The organism is Caulobacter sp. P1_D6, from assembly GCF_056406095.1.
Genome location: NZ_JBFUAW010000003.1, coordinates 98,357 through 118,854 on the forward strand (window position 1 = coordinate 98,357; position 20,498 = coordinate 118,854).

The window sequence follows — 20,498 nt, forward strand, 5'->3', positions numbered from 1 at the left end:
TGACCGCGAGATAGGACTCCCGAGGTCATGAGCAAAATGATATTCCGTCACAGCAATCATGAATGATGCGCATTTCAAGACTCTCGACCTCAACCTGCTGCGGGTGTTCGACGCCCTGCTGGAGGAAGAGAGCGCGACCCGAGCGGGCTCCAAGCTGGGCCTGACCCAGTCGGCGATCAGCCACGCCCTGGGCCGCCTGCGCCTGTCGCTGGGCGACGACCTGTTCGTGCGGGGGCCGTCAGGCCTGCGGGCGACCCCGCGCGCCGTCGAGATGGGCGGACCGGTTCGGGCGGCCCTGAAGCTGTTGGAGACAGCCGTCACGGCCTCGCGTTTCGATCCGGCCGCCGACCAGCGAACCTTTCATGTCAGCGCCAGCGCCTATCTCTGCTCGGTCCTCATGCCCGGCGTCGTGCGGCGCGTGCAGGCGCAGGCGCCGGGCGTGAAGCTGCGCATCGGCGGGATCGAGGGCCCCTTGGTCGAGGATCTCGATCGCGGACGGCTGGACATGGTGATCGGCGGATTCGAGCATGTGGCGCCGCGCTTCGTCCACACGCCGCTGTTCACGGAGACCGGGGTCTGGGTGATCCGTGTCGACCATCCCGTCGCCCAGGCGGCCGGCGATGGCGAGATCACGCCGCAGGCCCTGGCCGGCGTGCCCTATCTGGTCGTCTCCGGCGGTCAGGAGAACGAGGAGACGCGACGGGGATCGCGGCGCGAGCTGGGCCTTCGACGCATCACCAGCTGGAGCGACGACTACGCCCTGCCGTCGATGCGCGGGCTCAAGGGGCCGGTCACGGTGCCGGACGCTTCCTCGGCCCTGGTGATGGTCAGCCAGACGGACATGGCGGCCCTGCTGCCCCGACGGTTGGCGACCCTCGCGGCGGATCGTGGAGCCGTCGTCCTGGTGGAGCCGAGCCGACACCCCGAGCCGGCCCAGTTCGGAGCGGTGATCCGGGGCGGCGAGAGCGAGGCGGGACCGGTGGCCTGGCTTATGCGTCTGGTCAGCGAGGCCGCGGCGGACCTGTGAAGGCCACTCGCGGACTTGACGAATGACGAGGCAAGCGCAACCTGCCCGGGTAAGACGTGGCCGATTCTCCACAGTCCGGCGCCCATGCCTGAATATCCTTGGCCGAGTAGGTCGTTTTCCGTGCCTGCAAGAGGGGTTCGCCTGATTTCAGATCGGGCGGGACGCCTTGATAACGGTGGGCGGTCTTGAAGAAACATCCCACGCATTGCTTTGGTGTCTGTCGCGCGGTCCCCGCGTAGCGAGGACGGCTCCTAAATACACGCGCGCTGTTCGTTCGAGGCCCCGGAAAATTCACGCAACGGTCGGTCGCCGGCTCCGCCCTCCAGCCGCTCGTTCGATCAGTTGTCACCTGAGTCGACCCAAACAGCGTTTCGCCCGTTCTAGTCTGGTGTTGTCCTGAGATTCGCCTGCGGGGAGTCAGTCGTGGCGCAGCTTGAACTCCGAGGCTATGGTCGCTTCGTCGCCGACATCCGAACGGCCCGACCCGTCCGTATCTGCTCGCACCCTGTTTTCGCAGCGACATGCCGATGACAAACCTTGAGATCCGAGTAGCCGCACTGCAGTTCCTCAGCCTTCGCCTTTGCGCGGCGCTGTCGCTGGAACAGCTTGAGGAAATTCGGCAGTCGACCCTGGACGGGGTGAGGGCGTCGGACATCGAGTCCCTGCAGATGCAGTCGGAGTTCCTGAAGCTGCTCGACGACGCCATCGACCGCGCCCGCCAGAAGCAGGCCGCCACGAGCGAGATCAAAAGTTCCGTCCACCTGGCCTGACCGGACCTGGTCGGGAGAACGTGGCCGTAAGGATTTTCTCGCGCCATTCGAGGGTTTGACCTGATGGCGCTCGAGCCGCCGTGGCCGCAATCTGGCTTGGCTCGCTCGCCAAGGCGTCACCCCCGATTTCCCTTGGCAAGCCGCGGTTCGCTCATCCCCCAAGAGCGCGGCCGTGGTCGCGGGTCGAGAGCCGGCCCACATGTCCCGACGCATGTGCTGGGCCGGCTCTCCCACGCGTCCTTCCCTCCACCTCCGTCCGACAGGTTCAGTCCTCGCCCTCGGGCAGGAACGGGGCCCAGGCCTCCAGGGCCAGGCCCGGTTCGGCGTTGCGCAGCGACAGATGCCCTTTGAGGAACTCCAGGCGCAGGCGCATGCCTTCGAGCCCGACGCCGGGAACGCTGTCGCGTCTCGGCGGCAGGCCCGAGCCGAAATCGCGAACGGTCAGCAGGACCATCTCGCCGGCGACCCGCAGCCTTACGACCGCCTGCTGGCTGCCGGAATGACTATGGACGTTGGCCAGGGCTTCCTGCACCACGCGGTAGAGCGCGATCTCGGTGGCGTGGGACAGTCGCGGGAAATCGTCGGGGATGTCGATCGTCACCGCCACGTCCGCGCGTCGCGAGAAGCCGGTCGCGAACTGCCGGATCGCCGCCGCCAGCCCCAGATGCTCCAACGCCGGGGGATGCAGCAGATAGGCGAAGCTGCGGATTTCGTCCAAGGCGCTGGACAACAGCCCCGACACCTCGTCGCGCACCAGGCCGGTGCTGACCGGATCCTTGGCGTCCAGCCGCCGCAGCATCAGCTTCGCGCCCGCCAGATGCTGGGCGGTGCTGTCGTGCAGCTCGCGCGCGATGCGCCGTCGTTCGGAATCCTCGGCACGCAGCAGACGCGCCGTGGCCTCCCGCAGTCCCATTTCGGCCCGTCGCTGGATGGAGATGTCCTCGTGGGCGACGATCAGGAAGGGCCGGTCCAGATGACCGACGCGGACGGCTGACAGCTTCACCCAGCGTGAACCGGTGTCCAGCGGCATGACATATTCATGCCGGAAGGGGCCGTCTCCTCCAGCGATCAGCGCCCGCAGGCCGGCGGCCACCGTATCGCCGCCCGGCGTGCCCAGCCGGTCGCAGAAACCCAGATAGTTGCAGCCGACGCCATTGTTGACGGGCTTGAGGTCGTTGAGATTGATGAACTGGACCCAGGCGTCGTTGACGGCGACGATCTCGCCCCGTGCATCCAGCACCGCGACGTTCGCCGTGAACGCGTCCAGGGCGGACTCGTAGAACGCCGGGTCGAACCCACCGGCCATGCTGTCGCCCGTGTGCATTCGACAGAGTCCCGGGTTGACTAGGCCTCGATCAGCTTGTTGCGGATCGCATAGCGCACGATGTCCGCCAGCGAATGGGCGCCCAGCTTTCGCATGATGTTGCCGCGGTGGCTCTCGACGGTCTTGACGCTGATGTCGAGCATCGAGGCGATGACCTTGTTGCTGCGGGACTCGGCCAGCAGCTGAACGATCAGCAGCTCGCGCGTCGTCAGGGTCTCGGACCCCTCGATGACTTCCCCAAGTCCGTGCCCGCCCGGCGACAGGTAGCCGCGCAGCACGGCGTCGGTGATCCCCGGGCAGAAGTAGGGCTTGTGGTTCAGCAGGGACGCCACGGCGGCGATGATGTTGTCGGTCGAGGCCGACTTGAGCACGAAGCCCCGCGCGCCGGCGCTGAACACCTCGCGCACCAGCTGTTCGCTGTCGTGCATGGTGAAGATCAGCAGTTCGGTATGGGTCTTCAGCTTGCGGACGTCGCGAGCGACGATCACGCCGCTCAGGTCGGGCATGCTGATATCCAGGATCATGACGTCCGGGACCAGCTCCTTGGCCAGGCGGACGGCATCACGTCCGTTCGAAGCTTCGCCGCAGATCGTCCAGCCCGGTTGAGACTCCAGCGCCTCGCGCAGCCCTGCCCGGACGATCGAGTGATCGTCGGCGAGCAGAATGGTCGGGGCGCTAGGCAAGGGCATCTTCGATTCCAGCTCCGATGGCAATGCACACTATAATTGTCAGCTTTTAGCTGAAATGCTTGCGGAATTTTCTGCGCGAGGTTGTGAAACACCCCATCGGTGAACTTGTGGTCGCACAGCGAAACTCGTGTGCATTCCCGAGCCAGGTCAGGGCGTCGTGGCGGCCGAGCAGGCCGTCAGGCGAGGGGGCTTTTCCCGAGCAGAACTGATTGACGGGCTTCTCGTCGACCGCTTCCGCCACATCGGTGGAAGAGATCGCTTCAAAGTTCCGGGAAGATCGAAGATAGGCCCTAGTGCGCGGGCCCGCGTCCGGCGTGATCGGACCGATCGACGCCACGGTCGACGCCTGGGGTCTTTCCGCCGCGAATGTCGGCGAAATATCCAATCCCCCGACAAAAAGCGCCTCGCCCGTGAAGGCTGTGGCCACCCTACCCATTCAAGAACTCTTCCCTCTATCCGGAAAGTACGGTTGCAGTGCCTTGAGGTAGTAATCTACCGGGTAAAACCCTTAGTCGGCCCTCATAAATCCCCCGATGGTTTGACGCTCGGGCCTATCCACGAGGGAAATACTGGTGCTTCCGGAAAGCGGGTAGGACTTCACCTGATTGTTCCGACCCGACCGGCGCCCAAAGTTGACGGCATGCGCGTTGAAGGCCGTCCGTCATGCGAAGCCTGATCCTCTGTGGAATTCTTATCGCTTCGCCGACCGCCTTGTGGGCGCAGGACGTCGAGGTTTCCGCTACGAGCCTGCGGACGCCGGTTGAACAAGTCGGCAAGCTGAAGCCGAGCTTCGTGGTCATGCCGATCCCCCTGTCCAACCCCGCGATCGGCAGCGGCCTGGGCGTGGCCGCCCTAGCCATCTACCAGCCTCGAGGCTCTGAACGGCCTTGGACCAGCGGCGCGGGCGGGCTCTACACCGACACCAAGAGCTGGGGCGCCGCGGTGTTCCAGAAGGCTTATCTCGGCGGCGACAAATATCGGGTCACCGCCGGGGTGGGGACGGGCGTCTTCAACGTCGACTTCTACGGCATCGGTTCGGATGCGGGCTCCGACGGACGCTCGGTCAAGCTCGAGCAGAAGACCAGCGGCGCCGTCGTCGAGGTGCTGGCCCGCTTGCGCAAGAACGTCCACGGCGGCCTTCGCTACCGCTACATCAAGATGGACTCGACGTTCGACACCACCAGCCTGTTGCCGCAGTTCGAACTGCCGCCGATCGAGCTTCAGAGCCAGGTTTCGCAGCTGGGCCTTTCTGGAGAGTTCGACACGCGGGACAGCGAGTACTTCCCCCGGTCGGGCGTCTACGCCAACGCCCAGTGGCTGGTGTCCGACGACGTCCTGGGCAGCGACTTCGACTATCCCCGGTTCACCGGCGCGGCGAACGGCTATCACAGCGTCAACGACAAGACCGTGCTGGCTTGGCGCGGATCGGTCTGCCGGTCCGGCGAGGGCGCCCCCTTCTACGACCTGTGCAACTACGGCCAGAGCAACGACCTGCGCGGCTACACCGCTGGGCAATATCGCGACCACGCGATGTTCGCGGTCCAGGCCGAAGTGCGGCGCAAGATCTACAAGCGCTTCGGCGCGGTGGCCTTCGTCGGGGTCGGCGAGGTGTCCACCGAGTTCTCGAAGATGAACACCAAGGACCTTCTGCCGGCGGCCGGGATCGGCGCGCGGTTCGAGGCCTCCACGAAGTACCACGTCAATCTCAGCATCGACTACGCCGTCGGGGACGGCTCCTCGGCCCTCTACTTCTATGTCGGCGAGGCCTTCTGATGGACCGCGCGATCCTTCGCCGCGGCCAGGTCACCAGATTCCTTTGAGTTTCCCCGGGGCCGAGGCCCCATCTCCTGGAGGTCCTTACATGCGTAGACTCGTCCTCATCACCGCCGTGGCGCTGCTGTCCGCGTCCGCCGCGAACGCCCAGCAACTGCTCGCCGACGCCAACAAGGACGGCAAGGTGACCCAGAAGGAATACCAGGACAGTCGCCGAACCTTCCTGATGCGCGCCGACAAGGACAAGGACGGCAAGCTCAGCAAGGCCGAATGGGACCGGGGCGCAGAGCAGGTTCGCAACGAGGTTCGCGCGGAGGGCGTCGACGGCTGGCCGAAGATCGGCAAGGCGGGGCTCTTCGATATGCTGGACACCAACAAGGACGGCTTCGTGACTCCGACCGAGATCGACGCCTATTACGGCCCGAGGTTCGCCACGTTCGACACGAACCACGACGGCGTCGTCACCCGCTCCGAGGCCAACGCGGCCGAGAAGGCGGCCCGCAAGTAGGGCGCCGCTCGGCGGTCTTCAGACGCGTTCCTGAACTGTCACGGCCCGTCGACCACCGCCGGCGGGCCGGCGTTCGTCGCCCCTAGAGCGTCTTGTCCCGAAACAGCCGCGACCAGTCGTCCTTCATGCTGACGACCGTCCAGCCCCGATCGATCGCCGTGCTCAGGGCCACGTCCAGCTTTCCGACGTGGGTGTCCTTGTCATAGGCGTATTCGCGCTCGGGATCGTCGTGATGCAGCAGCATCGGCAGCCGCCGGCCTGGGCCCGAGGCGGTGTATTCCAGCATCGCCAGGTCGCCGTCGGAATTGCCGAACGCCAGGATCGGTCGCCGGCCGATGTGGAGGGCGATGTTGACCGGCTTTTCCGCGTACTCGTTGAACGACTGCAGCTCGGGCAGCTTGCGGATTTCGCCGCGGCGACCGTTCAGGCGAAACTCGGTCTTGCCGCTGGAGCCGATCACCCGTTCGCGCGGCACGCCGTACGTCTGCTCGCTGAACATCCGCACGACGTCGACCCCGCCGGCGGTGACGATGAAATTGCGGAAATCGTTGGCCGCCAGATAGGTCAGCAGCTCGCGCATCGGCTGGTAGGCGAGGGCGGTGTAGGGCCTGTCGAAACGAGGATGCCGCGCCTCGACCAGCCATGTCGCGACGTCCAGCGCGAAAGCCTCCTCGGTGGCGTGGGCGTGCAGGTGCAGCAGCAGCTCGATCACGGCTTGCTTTCCGCAGGCGGCCAGCGCGGGCAGATCCTGATTGAGGAAGGCCTGGAAGACCGGCTTGGCGGCCAGTTCGGGATGCGAGGTCGCCATGTGCTTGGCGCGGTCCAGGGCGAACATGCCCTGGGCGTAGAGGGGGTGCTCGACCCACAGGGTGCCGTCGTTGTCGAACACGGCGATGCGATCGGCCGGGGCGACATAGTCGCGGCCGCCGGGGCGCGTGACCCGCGCGACGAAGTCCAGGATCTTCCGCCTGGGCGAGGTGTCGGACCAACTCGGTAATGGCACTTTGGTCATGGTCGCCTCCGAGCGGCTCAGGCGCGGGATCTGACAATGCAGCGGAAGCCCACATGCGACGCCGAGGTGTCGATCGGCTGCGCGTGTCGCGCCGCCGGCCGGTAGCGTTTGCAGTAACTCGGCGCGCACAGGTGCGAGCCGCCCTTGAGCACCTTCCTGGGGATGCCAAGCCCGTCGGTCTCGCAACTGGCCTCCTCGAGCCCGCCCCTTGGATTCTTGGCGGCGCAGCAGCGGGGCGCCGCGTCCCCCGCATCGGGCGTCGACCACCAGTCCGCCGTCCACTCCCAGGTGTTGCCGATCATGTCGTAAAGGCCGTGACCATTGGGCGGATAGGCCCCGACCGGCGACGTCCGGGCCCAACCGTCGTCCAGGGTGTTCTGATGGGGGAATACGCCCTGCCAGGTGTTGGCCCTGTGGCGACCGTCCTGCAGGAACGTGTCGCCCCAGGCGAACTCCGCGTCCTCGAGCCCGCCGCGGGCGGCTAGTTCCCACTCGGCCTCGGTGGGGATTTCGACCCCGGCCCAAGCAGCGTAGGCCAGCACGTCGACCCAGGCGACGTGGACCACGGGATGGTCGCCCAAGCCGTCGACATCGCTGCCGGGGCCATAGGGACGCCGCCAGTTGGCGCCCTGGACGAAGGCCCACCATTGCAGGGGATGGCGAAGGTCGACGGGGCCGCGCGGCGGGGTGAACACCATCGACGAGGCGACCAGCAGCGCCGGGTCGGCGCCAGGATAGTCGTTCGGATCGGGCGGCAGCTCGGCGAAGGTGACGTAGTCCGTGGCCTCCACGAACTGGGCGAACTGCCGATTGGTCACCGGGCCGGGGTCGATCCAGAACCCGTCGACCGAGACCCGGCGCGCCGGCCGCTCCTCGGGATAGTGATGGTCGGAGCCCATGGTGAAGACGCCGCCAGGGATCCAGGTCATCGCTTCCCGGAGCGGCCGGCGCCAAGTCTTCGCGGAGGGGGCGGAATCGCCAAGGTTCTTCATGCGCGCCCCGTCAGTCGTGAGCGGCTGCGAACGGGACGTCTGACTCTGGCATGGCCCGCCTTCACCGCAAGGTCTCTACTAGTGACCATGGGCGGCGACGCTGATCGATCAGGCGATCCCCCGGGGTCGGAATGGAAGATTCCCTATCGATCCGCCCGTCAGTGCAGGTTTCTCCCCGAGCGTCTCGGCGCTTCGCCGGATAGCGCCCGCGCGCCAAACGCCCTTTGCTAGCGCCCCTCGAAGCCCTTCGCCGCGAGTTCGTCCATGGAAATGTTGCTGCGCGAATGCGCCAACTACGTCGCGCTCGCCGCCGAGCTGTGTTCGGTGCTCTGCATCGCGGTCGGCATGGTGGAAACCCTGGTTCAGGGGACCATCGTCGTCGCGGCCGGCCGTCAGACGCGACAGGACGCGCGACGTGAACTGTGGGCCCAGTTCGCCAGGTGGATCGTCCTGGCGTTGGAATTCGCCCTGGCCGCCGACATCGTCCGCACGGCGATCGCGCCGACCTGGGACGATATCGGCCACCTGGGCGCCATCGCCCTGATCCGGACCATCCTGAACTACTTCCTGGAGAAGGACATGCAGGAGTTCGCGCCCGATCCCGCCCCCTTGGAAGAGGCAGGAACAAAGCCATGACCGAGCGCTTTGACCGCGCCTGGCTCGTCGAGGTCTCGGCCGCCCTGGTGATCTCGCTGGCCGCGGCCATGACGTCCTGGGTCGGCTTTCAGGCCGCGCTGTGGGACGGCGAGCAGGCCGCGCACTACGCCCAGGCCGGAGCGGCCCGGGTGGAGGCGACCTCCGCCATCGCGGCGGGCGGACAACTCCAGACGGCGGACCTGCTGCTGTTCCAGGGGTGGCTGAGCGCCGCCGCCGAGGACGAACCGATGCTCCAGGCCTTCTATCGCCAGCGCTTCCGTCCCGAATTCGCCAGGGCGTTCGAGGCCTGGCTCGAAACCGCTCCGCTGAAGAACCCCGGCGCGCCGGCCTCGCCCTTCGCCATGCCCGAATACCACTCGGCCCTGCTTGCCCGCGCGCAGCAGCTGCAGAAGAAGGCCGACGACCTGTTCAATCAGGGGCAGCGGGACAACGACATCGGCGACCGCTTCGTGCGCGCCACGGTGCTGCTGGCCGTGGCGCTGTTCTTCGGCGGGATCGGCCAGACCTTCAAGTCGACGATGATCAAGGGCGTCCTGGTCGCCATGGCCTTTGTCGTCTGCGTGCTCAGCGCGCTGATGGTGGCGCACCTGCCGATCCTGCAGCTGAAGCTCTTCGAATGAGGACCACGGGTCCGGGAGGCGTCATGTCCGTTTCAACACGCAGAACCGTTCTTGCCGGGAGCGCCGCGCTGGGCGTGTTGGTCGCGGCGGCGCCGAGCCTGGCCGCTCCGCCGGTCGATCCCTTGCCGTCGTGGAACACCGGCCCCGCCAAGACCGCGATCACCGGCTACGTCGCCCGGGTCACCCGCCAAGGCCCCGACTTCGTGCCGCCGGCCGAGCGGATCGCGGTGTTCGACAACGACGGCACGCTTTGGGCCGAACAGCCGATCTACTTCCAGTTCGCCTTCGCGATGCAGCGGATCGGACAGATGGTCGCCAAAGATCCGGCGCTGCGTCAGAAACCCGCCTTCGCCGCCATCGCCGACCGGGACCAGGCCGCCATGGCCAAACTGAGCGAAAAGGATCTGATCGAGGCGGTCCTTGCCGTGCAGGTCGGTTTGACGACCAGCGAATATCAGGCGGTCGCCAAGGCGTGGTTCGATCAGGCGCGCCATCCGCGTTTCCGCACGCCCTACACCGCTCTGACCTATCGGCCGCAGTTGGAGCTGCTGGCCTATCTGCGCGCGGCGGGGTTCAAGACCTACATCGTCTCCGGCGGGGAGGTGCAGTTCATGCGGGTGTTCGCCGAGCAGGCCTATGGCGTGCCGCCCGAGCAGGTGATCGGCACCAGCCTGACCACCAGGTTCGACATACGGGACGGGAAGGGCGTGCTGGTGGCGCAGCCCACGCTGGGCAGCATCGACGACGGTTCCGGCAAGCCCAGCAACATCGACCTGCACATCGGCCGCCAGCCCCTGGTGGCGGTGGGCAATTCCGACGGCGACCTGCAGATGCTGCAGTACTCCGCCTCCAGCGCCCGTCCCAATCTGCAGATCCTGATCCATCACGACGACGCCGTCCGCGAATATGCCTACGACCGGCAGTCGAAGATCGGCAAGTTGGACAAGGCCCTGGACGAAGCGCAAGCCCGCGGTTGGACGGTCGTCAGCATGAAGAGCGACTGGAAGGTGGTGTTCGCGACCAAGCCGTGAGGCCCCGGTGAAACACCTTGCAGGCCTAAGGGAAACTCAGGGACCGAGACCGGTAGTCCCGCCGATATTCCCCACCCCTGCGTCGTGATGATCTTGCGCCGCCCCGTACCTGGGGCGCGACCGCGGGAGCATCGTCATGCCAAACGGAAAGCCAAACATCCTCGTCATCTGGGGCGACGATATCGGCATCAGCAACCTCAGCTGCTATTCGCACGGCTTGATGGGCTATCAGACGCCCAACATCGACCGCATCGCCCGCGAAGGCATGATGTTCACCGACAGCTACGGCGAGCAGTCGTGCACCGCCGGGCGCTCGTCGTTCATCACCGGTCAGAGCGTGCTGCGGACGGGCCTGTCGAAGGTCGGCGCTCCGGCCGCGCCGGTCGGCATGAACGACAAGCTGGTGACCATCGCCGCGCTGCTGAAGGAACAGGGCTACGCCACCGGCCAGTTCGGCAAGAACCACCTGGGCGACCTGAACCACATGCTGCCCACCAACCACGGGTTCGACGAGTTCTTCGGCAACCTCTACCACCTCAACGCCGAGGAAGAGCCGGAGATGTACGACTACTATCCGGACGAGGACTTCCCCAACTTCAAGAAGAAGAACGGACCGCGCGGCGTGATCCACTCCTGGGCCACCGACGTCGACGACCCGACCACGCACGAGCGCTGGGGCAAGGTCGGCAAGCAGAAGATCGAGGAAACCGGCCCTCTGACCAAGGCGCGGATGGAGACCTGCGACGACGAATTCGTCGAGCGGGCCAGCGACTTCATCAAGAAGCAGCAGGCCGACGACAAGCCGTTCTTCGTCTGGCTGAACACCACTCACATGCACATGTTCACGCACACGAAGAAGTCCAGCCTGGGCCAGGCCGGCCGGTGGCAGTCGCCCTATCACGACACCATGATCGACCACGACAAGAACGTGGGCCAGATGCTGGACCTGCTCGACGAGCTGGGCCTAGCCGAGGACACCATCGTGGTCTACTCGACCGACAACGGTCCGCACCGCAACAGCTGGCCGGACGGCGGCATGACCCCGTTCCGCAGCGAGAAGAACTCGAACTGGGAAGGCGCCTTCCGCATTCCCGAACTGATCCGCTGGCCGGGCAAGATCAAGGCCGGCAGCGTCTCCAACGAGATTGTCCAGCACCACGACTGGCTGCCGACCTTCCTGGCGGCCGCGGGCGCGCCGGACATCGTCGAGCAGGTCAAGAAGGGCGTCACAGCGGCGGGCCGGCAGTACAAGAACCACATCGACGGCGTGAACCTGCTGCCCTACCTGACCGGCGAGGTCGAGCACAGCCCGCGCAAGCTGTTCGTCTACATCAGCGACGACGGCGACATCCTGGCGGTCCGCTACGACAACTGGAAGGTCGTGTTCATGGAGCAGCGCTGCGTCGGCACGATGCGGATCTGGGCCGAACCTTTCACGCCGTTGCGTCTGCCCAAGATCTTCAACCTGCGCACCGATCCCTACGAGTTCGCGGACGTCACCTCGAACAGCTACTACGAGTGGTTCCTCTACCACGCCTATATCCTGTACGGGGCGTGGGGCATCGCCGCGCAGTTCGCGGACACGTTCAAGGACTTCCCGCCGGTGCAGAAACCCAACACCTTCACCATCGACGACGCGATCGCGAAGATGGCCGAGGCGCAAGGCGGCGGTTGATCGTTTCAAAGGCAGTTTTGGCAAGGCCGGCGGAGAAATCCGCCGGCCTTTTTCGTTGGTCCGAGCAGCGCGCTGCTCAACTCAAGGGATTACCCCCTAAGGCCAGGGTTTCACCTGATTGAGGCGGCTCCGCGCCCGGCGGAAAGTTCGAACGGCACCGCGCAACCATAAGACGGGACGCCGCGGTCGAGCAGGAGTCCGTCCGATGCCGTCGAGGATCATGGCCCAAGCCCTCCTAGCCGCGGCGATCGCCGCGTGCCTGCCGCTGGTCGGTTGCGAGAGCCCTGGAGGACAGGTCTCGGTCCTTTCCGGCAATACGCCGCTGGCCGGCTCGACCTACGCCTGGGCGCCGGACGGCCAGCCGGGAACCGGCGATCCGCGGGTGGACAACGACATCATCCGCGAGCGCATCAAGACCGCGGTCGACACCAACCTAGCCGCCAAGGGCTACAGCCAGGTCGATCCGGCCCAGGCCAAGCTGCTGGTCTCCTACCATATCGGCCTGCAGAACAAGACCGACTACTCGGCCACGAGCATGAGCGGGCCGGGCGGCATGGCCTGCGGCGTCCGCGGCTGCATCGGCGGTTATGGCTGGGGCATGTACGGCGCGCCCAGGGACGTGGACATCCGCTCGATCAACTACGTCGAAGGCGCCGTGATGCTCGACCTGGCCGACGCCGCCAGCGGCAAGCTGGCCTGGCGCGCCACGTCGCAGAAGCGGATCGACCAGAAGGACGGCACCCAGGACGGGCTGAACGCCATCATCGCCGACATGGTCAAGACCCTGCCGCCAGGCGCGCCGCCCGCCGGGTAGCCGCACGAACATGGACGTCAGCCGCCCGTCACCGCACAGGATCAGTCGAGAACCTCATGGCAGCGCCCATCAATCTGAGCTTCATCTTCGCGATCTTCTTCCTGACGCTCGGCCCCTTGAAGCTGATCCCGACCTTCTACGGCGTCACCCAGGGGATGGACGGCAAGGCGCGGCTCGGCCTGGCCCTCAAGAGCGCGGTCCTGGCCTTCCTGATCCTGGTGGTCGCCGCCGTGATCGGATCGGCTCTCGCCGCCAACTGGCGCATCTCGCGCGAAGCCCTGGTCATCACGGGCGGCTTCCTGCTGCTGATCGGGTCGCTGAAGATCCTGTCCAGCGTGCTCGCGCCGCCCGCGCCTCCCGAGGGACACGCACCGCCGGCAGATCCGGCCGCCAGGCGGCCGATCAGCATCGTCATCTCCCCCTTGGCGATCCCGGGGATCGTCACGCCTTGGGGCCTGGTCGCCCTGATGTTGTTCGTGAGCATCGCCGAAGATCAGAACCGGCTGGGCGGCGTCGCCGTGGTGCTGGTCCTGATCATGCTCCTGAATATCGTCGGCATGATCTTCGCCGGCCCCGTGATGCGCACCGTCGGCTTGCCGGCCATGAGCGTGCTGGGCTGGGTGTTCAGCATCCTGCAGGCTGCGCTCGGGGTCACCTTCATGCTTCGCGGTCTGGCCGGCGTCGCCGGCATTCCCTGGCACTCGACCCCGCTGTGAAAATCGACCGCAACATCCCGTCGCATCGCCATCTGGCGTCTGAATTTCGGAGTTCCTTATGACGGACCGCAGCCCGACCGAGAAACTTCTCGAGACCTCCGCCCGCTGGCGCGGTTCGAAGGGCGAAGTCGCGACGGAACCCCGCAGCTTCGCGGCCCCGTCCGATCGCCGCACGCCGCTCGACGAGGACGAGTTCCGGCAATTGGTCGTGGCCAGCATCCCCGTCCTGCGCTCGTTCTCCCGCGGCCTATGCGGCGACATGGCGCGAGGCGACGACCTAGCCCAGGACGCGTTGCTGAAGGCCTGGCAGCACCGGGCCCAGTTCACACCCGGCACGAACTTCAAGGGCTGGATTCTGAAGATCGCCCGCAACCACTTCTACTCGCAGCGCCGCCGCGTCTGGCGCGAGACGCCGCTGGACGTCGCCATGAGCGCCCAGATTCCCGCCGTCGGAACCGACCAGGTCCAATCCCTGATGCTCAACGACCTGCGCAACGCCCTCAACGCGCTGAGCGACGAGCAGCGCGAGGCGACGATCCTGGTGGGGGCGGGCGGCTTCTCCCATCGGCAGGCGGCCGAGATGTGCGACGTCCCCGAGGGCACGATGAAGAGCCGCGTCTGCCGGGCGCGGGCCAAGCTGGCGTCCCTGCTGGAGCGCGGGGAGGTGACCCACGACGCCGAACCCGCCTGGCTGGCGGCTCAGCTGATCATGGCCGAGCTGTCGAGCCTTTCCGCGCGGGTCGATCAGAACCGGGTCTGAACGATCAGCATCGCGAAATCGACGGAGCGGCCGCCCAGGGCCTGCACGGCGTCGTCGGCCGACTGGTGGACCAGCTGGCCTTGGAGCTTCAGGTTGCGGCTGACCAGCCACGTCGCGTCCAGCTGGATCGCGTTTCCCACAGCCGTGGATCGATTGGGGCCGACCGGCGCCAGCGGCGTCGAGGGCTGCAGATAGACGGCGTCCTCGCCCGTCTGCCGCCAGCGCATCAGGTAGCTCAGCTCGAGGCTGACATCCCGACGGGGCGCGAGACCGAGGCTGGGACGAACGGCGACCAGATTGCTCCAGCTGGTCAGACCCGTTTCATTGAAATAGCCGCCCTTCGGAAACAGCGGATTGAAGGTGCCCAGCTTGTCGTCGCTGGAATTCTTGTCGCCCGACCCGGCGTCGAACCGCAGACCCAGCCTTGGCGACCACGCCTGGCCCAGGGTGTAGCCGCCCCCGACGCTGCCGGCCCAGGCGCGGATGTCGCGACCGGCGAACCGTCCGTCCTGGATCACGCCCTCGGCCTCGTAGTCGACCGCCCCGCGCTTTCCGGCCAGTCGTGCGCCGTAGCTGGCCCGACGCTCGTCGCCGCGCACCGCGCCGTATCGAACCCCGTCGCGATCCAGCTCGAAGGCGTAGACGTCCAGCGAGACCGCCTTGTTCAGCGCCTTGGAGACGTAGACGCCGTAGAACTGCTGGTCCCGGTTGCTGCTGTCGTCGAAGGCGCCGGTCTGGATCGTCACCGGATGCAGATAGAAGGCTTCCAGCCGCAGGTCCCCAGCCTGGCGGGTGACTCGCGCGCCGTCGAAGCTCTGACGGATATTCGGGGTCTCGCGCACCGAGACGAACCGCTGGGTCGCGTTGAACGCCATTTCCTGGCGGCCCAGGCGCAGTCGCCAGCGGCGGTCGGCGTCGGGCGTCACGTCGATGAAGGCCGCCTGGGCGTCCACGTCGTCGCGGTCGCTGACGGCCGGCGGGTCCTTCTTGTCGAAATCGCGATGCAAGCCCAGCTGCCCGTAGACCCGCACCCGCGATCCCAGGTGCAGGTCGGCGCTGAAAAGAAGCCGGCCCAGGCCGTAGAGATCGGGCTGCGCGCCGCCGACGCCAAAGCGCGGGGCGTCGAACGAATCCACCCGCAGCCGGGCCTCGCCGCCCAGCGACAGATAGGCGTCCGGTCCCAGCGGGACGTAGCGCAGGCTGTCCAGGCCCGCGCCCGGCTTGTCGGCCAGATAGGCGTAGCTCTCGTCCGACCGGATCAGCTTGAAAGGCGGCGCGTCCGCGGCGTGACCCACACCGCAAACGGTGAGCGCGGCGGTCAGGGCGAGAGCGACGGATCTAGGCTTCACGCGGAACTCCCGGCGGGCGACTCCGGCCAGGATGCACCAGAAACCCAGGCCGGCGAAACCTAAGGGAAGAGCGGGACGGCTGGCGGGCCGCGGCGCCTCCCCCTAAGACAGGCGTCGCAAGACGAGGCGCCCATGACCGCGATCCACTCCTACGACCCCAAGACCGGCCATGGCCTGAAGCACGATCCGCTGAACGCCATCATCGCGCCCCGGCCGATCGGCTGGATCTCGACGGTCAGCGCCGCGGGCGTCCGCAACCTGGCCCCGTACAGCTTCTTCAACGCCTTCAACTATCGGCCGCCGATCATCGGGTTCTCGAGCACCGGCTGGAAGGACTCGGTGCGCAACATCGAGGAGACCGGGCAGTTCGTCTGGAACCTGGCGACACGGCCGCTGGCCCAGGCGGTGAACGCTACTTCGGCCATGGTCCCGGACCATGTCGACGAGTTCGCCCTGGCCGGCCTGACGCCCGCGCCCTCGGATCTGGTCGCCGCGCCGCGCGTCGCCGAAAGTCCCGTGGCCTTCGAGTGCCGCCTGACCCAGCTGATCCGGCTGACCGACGCGGAAGGCGCGCCGGTGGACGCCTGGCTGACCCTGGGCGAGGTGGTGAGGGTCCATATCGACCAGGCGCTGCTCGTCGACGGTGTCTACGACACCGTGGCCGCCGAGCCGATCCTGCGCGCCGGCGGGCCCGCCGACTATTTCGGGATCAGCGAGGCTCACAAGTTCCAGATGCGCCGGCCAGCCTAGCGCGGCGCCTCGACGACGACATACTGCACGTTCGTCCCGGAATACTGCGGCGCGTACCAGGTGCTGCCGCACTGCGAGTAGCTGATCCCGTTGACGATCACCGTCGAGCAGCTGGGCGGCACGCTGTAGACGACCGAACCGATGGCGGCGGCGGTCAACGACGCGGCCGCGCCGAAGGCCATGCCGGCGGCGACCGGGTGATGGTCCCAGCCGTCGTTGTAGCCGTAGCCGCCGCCGTAGTTGCCGTTCACGTTGACGTTGACGTTCCGGTTGGCGTTGACGTTGGTGTTGCGATTGACGTTCCGGTTCGAGTTCACGTTCGCGCCGCGATTGACGTTCGAACTGGCGTTGGTTCGCACGTTCCGGCTGCCGGCGTTGGCGCCGCCGCCGGCGTGCCCTCGCTGCGCCGCCGCGCCGCCGCCCGAAGCCCGAGCCCCGCCGCCTGCCGGGCGGGCGCCGGCTCCACCTCCGCCGCCGCGACCTCCGCGCTGGCACTCGGCGGTCGAAACCGACTTGGGCAACAGGGTCTGGCCGGCGAAGATGTCCGCCGCCAGCGCGGTGGCGGGGACCGCCAATCCCTGGACGGCGATCGCGGCGGTCATGACCAGGGCCTTCTGGAGCTTGTTCATGGGCGGCCTCATTTCGCGCTTGCCGCCGCTACGTCGGCGAGGGTGATGCGGTGTGCGTTGGCGGGCGGAGTGAAGGTGTAGGCCGCCTGGGGCGGGGCGGTGGCCTCCCAGGTCATGACGGCCGTATATTGCGGCTGGGCTTCGTCCTGCGTCGTGGTGATCACCATCTTGCAGGGCAGGGCCGGCCCCTCCGAGCGGATCCAGACCTGCCAGTCGGCTTCCTCCTGACGGAAGGCGTAGTGCTCGCAGGCCTTTCCGGCGACCATCGCGGGACCGACGTCGAAGCCGGATTGGATCTTGGCGGTCAGGGCCGGATCCACGCCCAGGGAGAACAGATCGGCCAGCGGGACCTCAAGACCGTACTTGTCGCTGATCGTGTCGAGGGTCGCGCTGATGGTCGCGGGGGCGGGGACCGAGGCGTAGTAGCCGATCTTCGGAGCGAACACCGTCAGCGACTTGCCGTCGTAATAGAGCTCGCGTTCCTGATGGTCGGACTTCGTCCAGATCTTGAACGCGCCGGGCCGCTGGACCTCGATCTTCACGTCGCCGCCGTATTGCAGCTTCTGGCCGCTGTCGAGCACCTGCTCGGTGGTGACGTCGGCGGTGATGGTGAACCCCGACAGGGCCCGCAGCGCCTCACCCATCTTGTTGAGCGCCGCCAGGGCGTCAGCATCGGGTTTCGTCGCCGGCGCCGCGGCGGGCGTGGCTTTCGCCTGAGCATAGGCCGATGCGCCGAGTCCAATCGCGAACGGCAGCGCGACGGCGCCGGTCAGGATCTTTCGAAACACGCTCATGGGTCATGGCCTCCGGCCGGTCCTTGAAAGAGCCGGCAGGATGGGCTTGTGGGACCCGGGGTGGGTATCGAGGGATTTCCCTAGGCGGGCTCCTCCAGACTCCTCATTTCCGGAGCGCTTTCCAGGGGCCTAGCGCGAGCGTCCCCGCGCCGAGACCGGCCACAGCGCCACCAGGGTGTCGCCGTCCACCACGTGGTAGGTGTCGTACAGGTTCACGGTCGGATCGCAATGCGGCGCGCCCAGGATCACGCGGTCGTCCAACCCCGGCGGCGTCGTTCCGGGCGGCGGCAGGATCGCGCCGTGCTCGTCGCCCATGAAGAAGTAGCGCGATCCGTCCGGCGCCCCGCCCAGCACCGTGGGCGGCTCGGCGTCGGTGGACAGCGCCTTGAAGCCCGCGTCGACCGTGACCATCCCCGGCGTGTTGGCGCTGACGACCCGCGCATCGATCAGCAGCGAGGGCTCGTAGGGGCTTTCCTCCGCCCCGTCGCCGGCGATGTCGCAGACCAGGTACTGGCCGTCCATGAACACATACGATCCGACCTGAAACTCGGTGAAGATCCCCAGTTCGGCGTCGATGCGATGCGAGCCAGTGCCTGAACCCGACACGATCGGCGGCGGACCGCCGGCGGCGGTCAGGGCTTCGATCACCGACCGGATATAGGCCCCCCGATCCTCGAGATTGGCCTTGCGGTCGGCGAAGCTCTCGATGTGCTGCTGCATGCCGCAATAGCACTGCAGACCAGCATAGGTCAGGGCCGGTTGAGCCTGGATCGCCTGGAACAACGCCACCGCCGCCTCGGGCGAGGCCACGCCGGTGCGATGGATGCCGGGGTCCAGGTCGATGACCACCTTCAGCGGCTTGTCGGCGACAGCCGCGGCCGCGCCCAGGGCGGCGACGTTGGCCGGATTGTCGGCCACCACCATCAGGTCGGTGGTCACGGCGTTCAGCGCGATCAAACGGGCGACGGCCGGGGCCGAGACCACGGGCGAAGTGATCAGCAGGCCGGTCGAGACCCCGCCCTCGGCCAGGGCCTCGGCCTCGCCGATCTTGGCGCAGCACAGGCCCACCGCGCCGGCCGCGATCTGCAGCCTGGCGATGTCGACGCTCTTGTGGGTCTTGGCGTGGGGCCGCAGCTTGACGCCCTTGCTCGCCGCGAACTCCGCCATCCGGGCGATGTTGCGTTCGAGGGCCGGCTTGTCGATCACCAGCACCGGGGTGTTGAGGTCGCGGCGCGAACCCTGGGCGCCGATCAGATGGGCGTGCAGGTCTTGGTCGGTCATGGTGCGGTTCCGATCAGAGGTCGAAAAGTTCGGTCAGGTGAGTATTGGCGAACTTGCCGGCGGGATCCCAGGTCTTGCAGGCCGCCACGAAATCCGTCGCGCGCGGATAGAGCCGGTGCACGTCGGCCGCCGTCAGGGTGTGGCGCTTGGCCCAGTGGGGCCGACCCGCGCCGTCACGCAGCACGGCCTCCATCTCGGCGAAGGCCGGACGCCAGGGCATCCTGGCGTACTGGTGGAACGAGATCGAGGCGCCGGGACCGGCGTTGAACGGGCTCATCCAGATGTCGTCGCCCGCCGCCAGGCGGAACTCGAACGGGAAGGTGATCGGCAGGCGGCGCTTGCGGATGTGGGCGATGGCCGCCTTCAGGGTCGGCAGGCCGGCGGCGCGCGGCAGCTCGTACTCCATCTCCTCGAAGCGGATGTTGCGCTCGGACGGGAAGATCTCGTGGGCCGGGCCCACGCGCCGGCTGGCCTTGCCCATCATCCGCATCATCAGCCGCTGCAGCGACGGCGTGAGGATCGGCACGGCGGCGCAGATGTCGCAGATCGTCTTGAAGGTGGCCTCGCTGTCCTCGCCGACCTCCTTGGGCGGCCGGCCCGGATCCTGGACTTCCACCGGATGCAGGGTCTTGAAGATCACATCGTCCGAATACGGAAAGACGAAGAACTCCATGTGGCGCGTGGCGGCGGCCAGTTCGTCCAGGCGTTCGGCGACCTCGGCCAGAGGCCGGCGCTCGACCCGCTCCTCCAGTTGGTAGGCGGGCACGACATGGATCCGAATCTCGACGGCGACGCCGAGCAGGCCGAGCGACAGGCGCTGGGCTTCGTAGAGCTCGGGGTTCTGGCCGAGCCCGCACTCGACGATCGCGCCGTCGGCGGTCATCAGCCGGAAACCGCACGCCTGGGTCGACAGGCTGCCCAGCTCGGCGCCCGTGCCATGGGTGCCGGTCGAGATGGCGCCGGCCAGGGATTGCGGATTGATGTCGCCCTGATTGATCAGCGACAGGCCTTCCGCCCACAAGGCCGCCGTCAACCGCTTGAGGCTCCAGCCCGCCGGAGCCCAGACGGTCTTGCGGTCCGGCGCGATCTCGACCGCGCCCTCGTAATCGGACAGGCTCAGCAGCAGGTCGCTGGTCTCGCACAGCGGCATGAACGAATGGCCGGCCCCGACCACCCGGACCTTGCTGGCCTGGCCGACCAGCGCGGCCAACTCACCAGCGTCGCGGGGTCTGGCGATCAGGCGAGGGGAGGCCGCGACGCTGCCCGACCAGTTGCTCCACCCCGTCATCCGCATCTCCCCATCCGCGATGCAGTGATGATAGTAAAA

The 20,498-nt window shown here is 67.1% G+C and carries 22 protein-coding genes; 12 read left to right on the forward strand and 10 right to left on the reverse strand.

Features of this window, described 5'->3' with window-relative positions; genetic code table 11:
- Positions 1-58 precede the first annotated feature (58 nt).
- Together AC1DYP_RS01885 and AC1DYP_RS01890 are read left to right on the forward strand one after the other, a co-directional pair.
- A complete protein-coding gene (locus tag AC1DYP_RS01885; protein ID WP_477044888.1) occupies positions 59-1,027 on the forward strand; it encodes a LysR family transcriptional regulator in 969 nt (322 codons plus the stop codon).
- Positions 1,028-1,554: 527 nt separating this feature from the next.
- The gene (locus AC1DYP_RS01890) at positions 1,555-1,797 is read left to right on the forward strand and encodes a hypothetical protein (RefSeq protein ID WP_477044889.1); all 243 of its coding nucleotides are present in this window, start codon (positions 1,555-1,557) and stop codon (positions 1,795-1,797) included.
- Between the two features lie 265 nt (positions 1,798-2,062).
- On the opposite strand, the gene AC1DYP_RS01895 is transcribed toward AC1DYP_RS01890, so the two are convergent.
- Genes AC1DYP_RS01895 through AC1DYP_RS01905 form a run of 3 tightly spaced genes read right to left on the reverse strand, consistent with a single transcriptional unit; the run spans position 2,063 to position 4,246 of the window.
- Positions 2,063-3,121, reverse strand: a complete 1,059-nt coding sequence (locus tag AC1DYP_RS01895; RefSeq protein ID WP_477044890.1) for a PAS domain-containing sensor histidine kinase — start codon at positions 3,119-3,121, stop codon at positions 2,063-2,065.
- A 20-nt stretch (positions 3,122-3,141) separates the two neighbouring features.
- Positions 3,142-3,810, reverse strand: a complete 669-nt coding sequence (locus AC1DYP_RS01900; protein WP_165187097.1) for a response regulator — start codon at positions 3,808-3,810, stop codon at positions 3,142-3,144.
- A gap of 46 nt (positions 3,811-3,856) precedes the next feature.
- Positions 3,857-4,246, reverse strand: a complete 390-nt coding sequence (locus AC1DYP_RS01905) for a hypothetical protein (RefSeq protein ID WP_477044891.1) — start codon at positions 4,244-4,246, stop codon at positions 3,857-3,859.
- 227 nt (positions 4,247-4,473) lie between these two features.
- Here AC1DYP_RS01905 and AC1DYP_RS01910 point away from each other — a divergent pair, with 227 nt between their 5' ends.
- Positions 4,474-5,583 carry a BamA/TamA family outer membrane protein gene (locus AC1DYP_RS01910; RefSeq protein ID WP_477044892.1) on the forward strand — a complete coding sequence of 370 codons (1,110 nt, stop codon included), beginning with the start codon at positions 4,474-4,476 and terminating at the stop codon, positions 5,581-5,583.
- Between the two features lie 88 nt (positions 5,584-5,671).
- A complete protein-coding gene (locus AC1DYP_RS01915; RefSeq protein WP_477044893.1) occupies positions 5,672-6,091 on the forward strand; it encodes an EF-hand domain-containing protein in 420 nt (139 codons plus the stop codon).
- Positions 6,092-6,173: 82 nt separating this feature from the next.
- Here the strand turns inward: AC1DYP_RS01915 and AC1DYP_RS01920 are convergent, their stop codons facing one another.
- Positions 6,174-7,103: an HAD family hydrolase gene (locus tag AC1DYP_RS01920; RefSeq protein ID WP_477034968.1), complete on the reverse strand. Its 930-nt coding sequence runs from the start codon at positions 7,101-7,103 to the stop codon at positions 6,174-6,176.
- A gap of 17 nt (positions 7,104-7,120) precedes the next feature.
- On the reverse strand, positions 7,121-8,032 hold the full coding sequence (locus AC1DYP_RS01925; RefSeq protein ID WP_477044894.1) for a formylglycine-generating enzyme family protein: 912 nt from the start codon (positions 8,030-8,032) through the stop codon (positions 7,121-7,123).
- 327 nt (positions 8,033-8,359) lie between these two features.
- Here AC1DYP_RS01925 and AC1DYP_RS01930 point away from each other — a divergent pair, with 327 nt between their 5' ends.
- The 7 genes from AC1DYP_RS01930 (at position 8,360) to AC1DYP_RS01960 (ending at position 14,368) form a co-directional block, all read left to right on the forward strand.
- Positions 8,360-8,731: a DUF1622 domain-containing protein gene (locus tag AC1DYP_RS01930; protein WP_477044895.1), complete on the forward strand. Its 372-nt coding sequence runs from the start codon at positions 8,360-8,362 to the stop codon at positions 8,729-8,731.
- Positions 8,728-9,372 (forward strand): hypothetical protein, encoded by a 645-nt coding sequence (locus AC1DYP_RS01935; RefSeq protein WP_477034971.1) that lies wholly within the window; start codon positions 8,728-8,730, stop codon positions 9,370-9,372. Before AC1DYP_RS01930 ends, AC1DYP_RS01935 begins: the two co-directional genes overlap by 4 nt.
- Before the next feature lie 23 nt (positions 9,373-9,395).
- Positions 9,396-10,403, forward strand: a complete 1,008-nt coding sequence (locus AC1DYP_RS01940; RefSeq protein ID WP_477044896.1) for an HAD family hydrolase — start codon at positions 9,396-9,398, stop codon at positions 10,401-10,403.
- A gap of 136 nt (positions 10,404-10,539) precedes the next feature.
- Positions 10,540-12,078: an arylsulfatase gene (locus tag AC1DYP_RS01945; RefSeq protein WP_477044897.1), complete on the forward strand. Its 1,539-nt coding sequence runs from the start codon at positions 10,540-10,542 to the stop codon at positions 12,076-12,078.
- A 220-nt stretch (positions 12,079-12,298) separates the two neighbouring features.
- Positions 12,299-12,892 carry a DUF4136 domain-containing protein gene (locus AC1DYP_RS01950; protein ID WP_477034974.1) on the forward strand — a complete coding sequence of 198 codons (594 nt, stop codon included), beginning with the start codon at positions 12,299-12,301 and terminating at the stop codon, positions 12,890-12,892.
- 56 nt (positions 12,893-12,948) lie between these two features.
- Entirely contained in the window at positions 12,949-13,608 is a 660-nt protein-coding gene (locus AC1DYP_RS01955; RefSeq protein WP_477034975.1) for a MarC family protein, read from the forward strand.
- Between the two features lie 58 nt (positions 13,609-13,666).
- The gene (locus AC1DYP_RS01960) at positions 13,667-14,368 is read left to right on the forward strand and encodes a sigma-70 family RNA polymerase sigma factor (RefSeq protein WP_477044898.1); all 702 of its coding nucleotides are present in this window, start codon (positions 13,667-13,669) and stop codon (positions 14,366-14,368) included.
- On the opposite strand, the gene AC1DYP_RS01965 is transcribed toward AC1DYP_RS01960, so the two are convergent.
- The gene (locus AC1DYP_RS01965) at positions 14,353-15,717 is read right to left on the reverse strand and encodes an alginate export family protein (protein ID WP_477044899.1); all 1,365 of its coding nucleotides are present in this window, start codon (positions 15,715-15,717) and stop codon (positions 14,353-14,355) included. The two genes, AC1DYP_RS01960 and AC1DYP_RS01965, sit on opposite strands and share 16 nt — an antisense overlap.
- Before the next feature lie 132 nt (positions 15,718-15,849).
- On the opposite strand from AC1DYP_RS01965, the gene AC1DYP_RS01970 reads away from it, so the two are divergent.
- Positions 15,850-16,467, forward strand: a complete 618-nt coding sequence (locus AC1DYP_RS01970; RefSeq protein ID WP_477044900.1) for a flavin reductase family protein — start codon at positions 15,850-15,852, stop codon at positions 16,465-16,467.
- Here AC1DYP_RS01970 and AC1DYP_RS01975 read toward each other — a convergent pair.
- The 4 genes from AC1DYP_RS01975 to AC1DYP_RS01990 all read right to left on the reverse strand — a co-directional run bounded on the left by AC1DYP_RS01975 (position 16,464) and on the right by AC1DYP_RS01990 (position 20,459).
- Entirely contained in the window at positions 16,464-17,096 is a 633-nt protein-coding gene (locus AC1DYP_RS01975; protein ID WP_477044901.1) for a hypothetical protein, read from the reverse strand. The genes AC1DYP_RS01970 and AC1DYP_RS01975 overlap by 4 nt on opposite strands.
- Before the next feature lie 8 nt (positions 17,097-17,104).
- Complete coding sequence (locus AC1DYP_RS01980) at positions 17,105-17,890, reverse strand: DUF2092 domain-containing protein (protein WP_477044902.1); 786 nt, start codon at positions 17,888-17,890, stop codon at positions 17,105-17,107.
- Positions 17,891-18,019: 129 nt separating this feature from the next.
- Positions 18,020-19,171: a DSD1 family PLP-dependent enzyme gene (locus tag AC1DYP_RS01985; protein WP_477044903.1), complete on the reverse strand. Its 1,152-nt coding sequence runs from the start codon at positions 19,169-19,171 to the stop codon at positions 18,020-18,022.
- A 13-nt stretch (positions 19,172-19,184) separates the two neighbouring features.
- Positions 19,185-20,459 carry a D-arabinono-1,4-lactone oxidase gene (locus AC1DYP_RS01990; protein ID WP_477044904.1) on the reverse strand — a complete coding sequence of 425 codons (1,275 nt, stop codon included), beginning with the start codon at positions 20,457-20,459 and terminating at the stop codon, positions 19,185-19,187.
- Positions 20,460-20,498 lie beyond the last annotated feature (39 nt).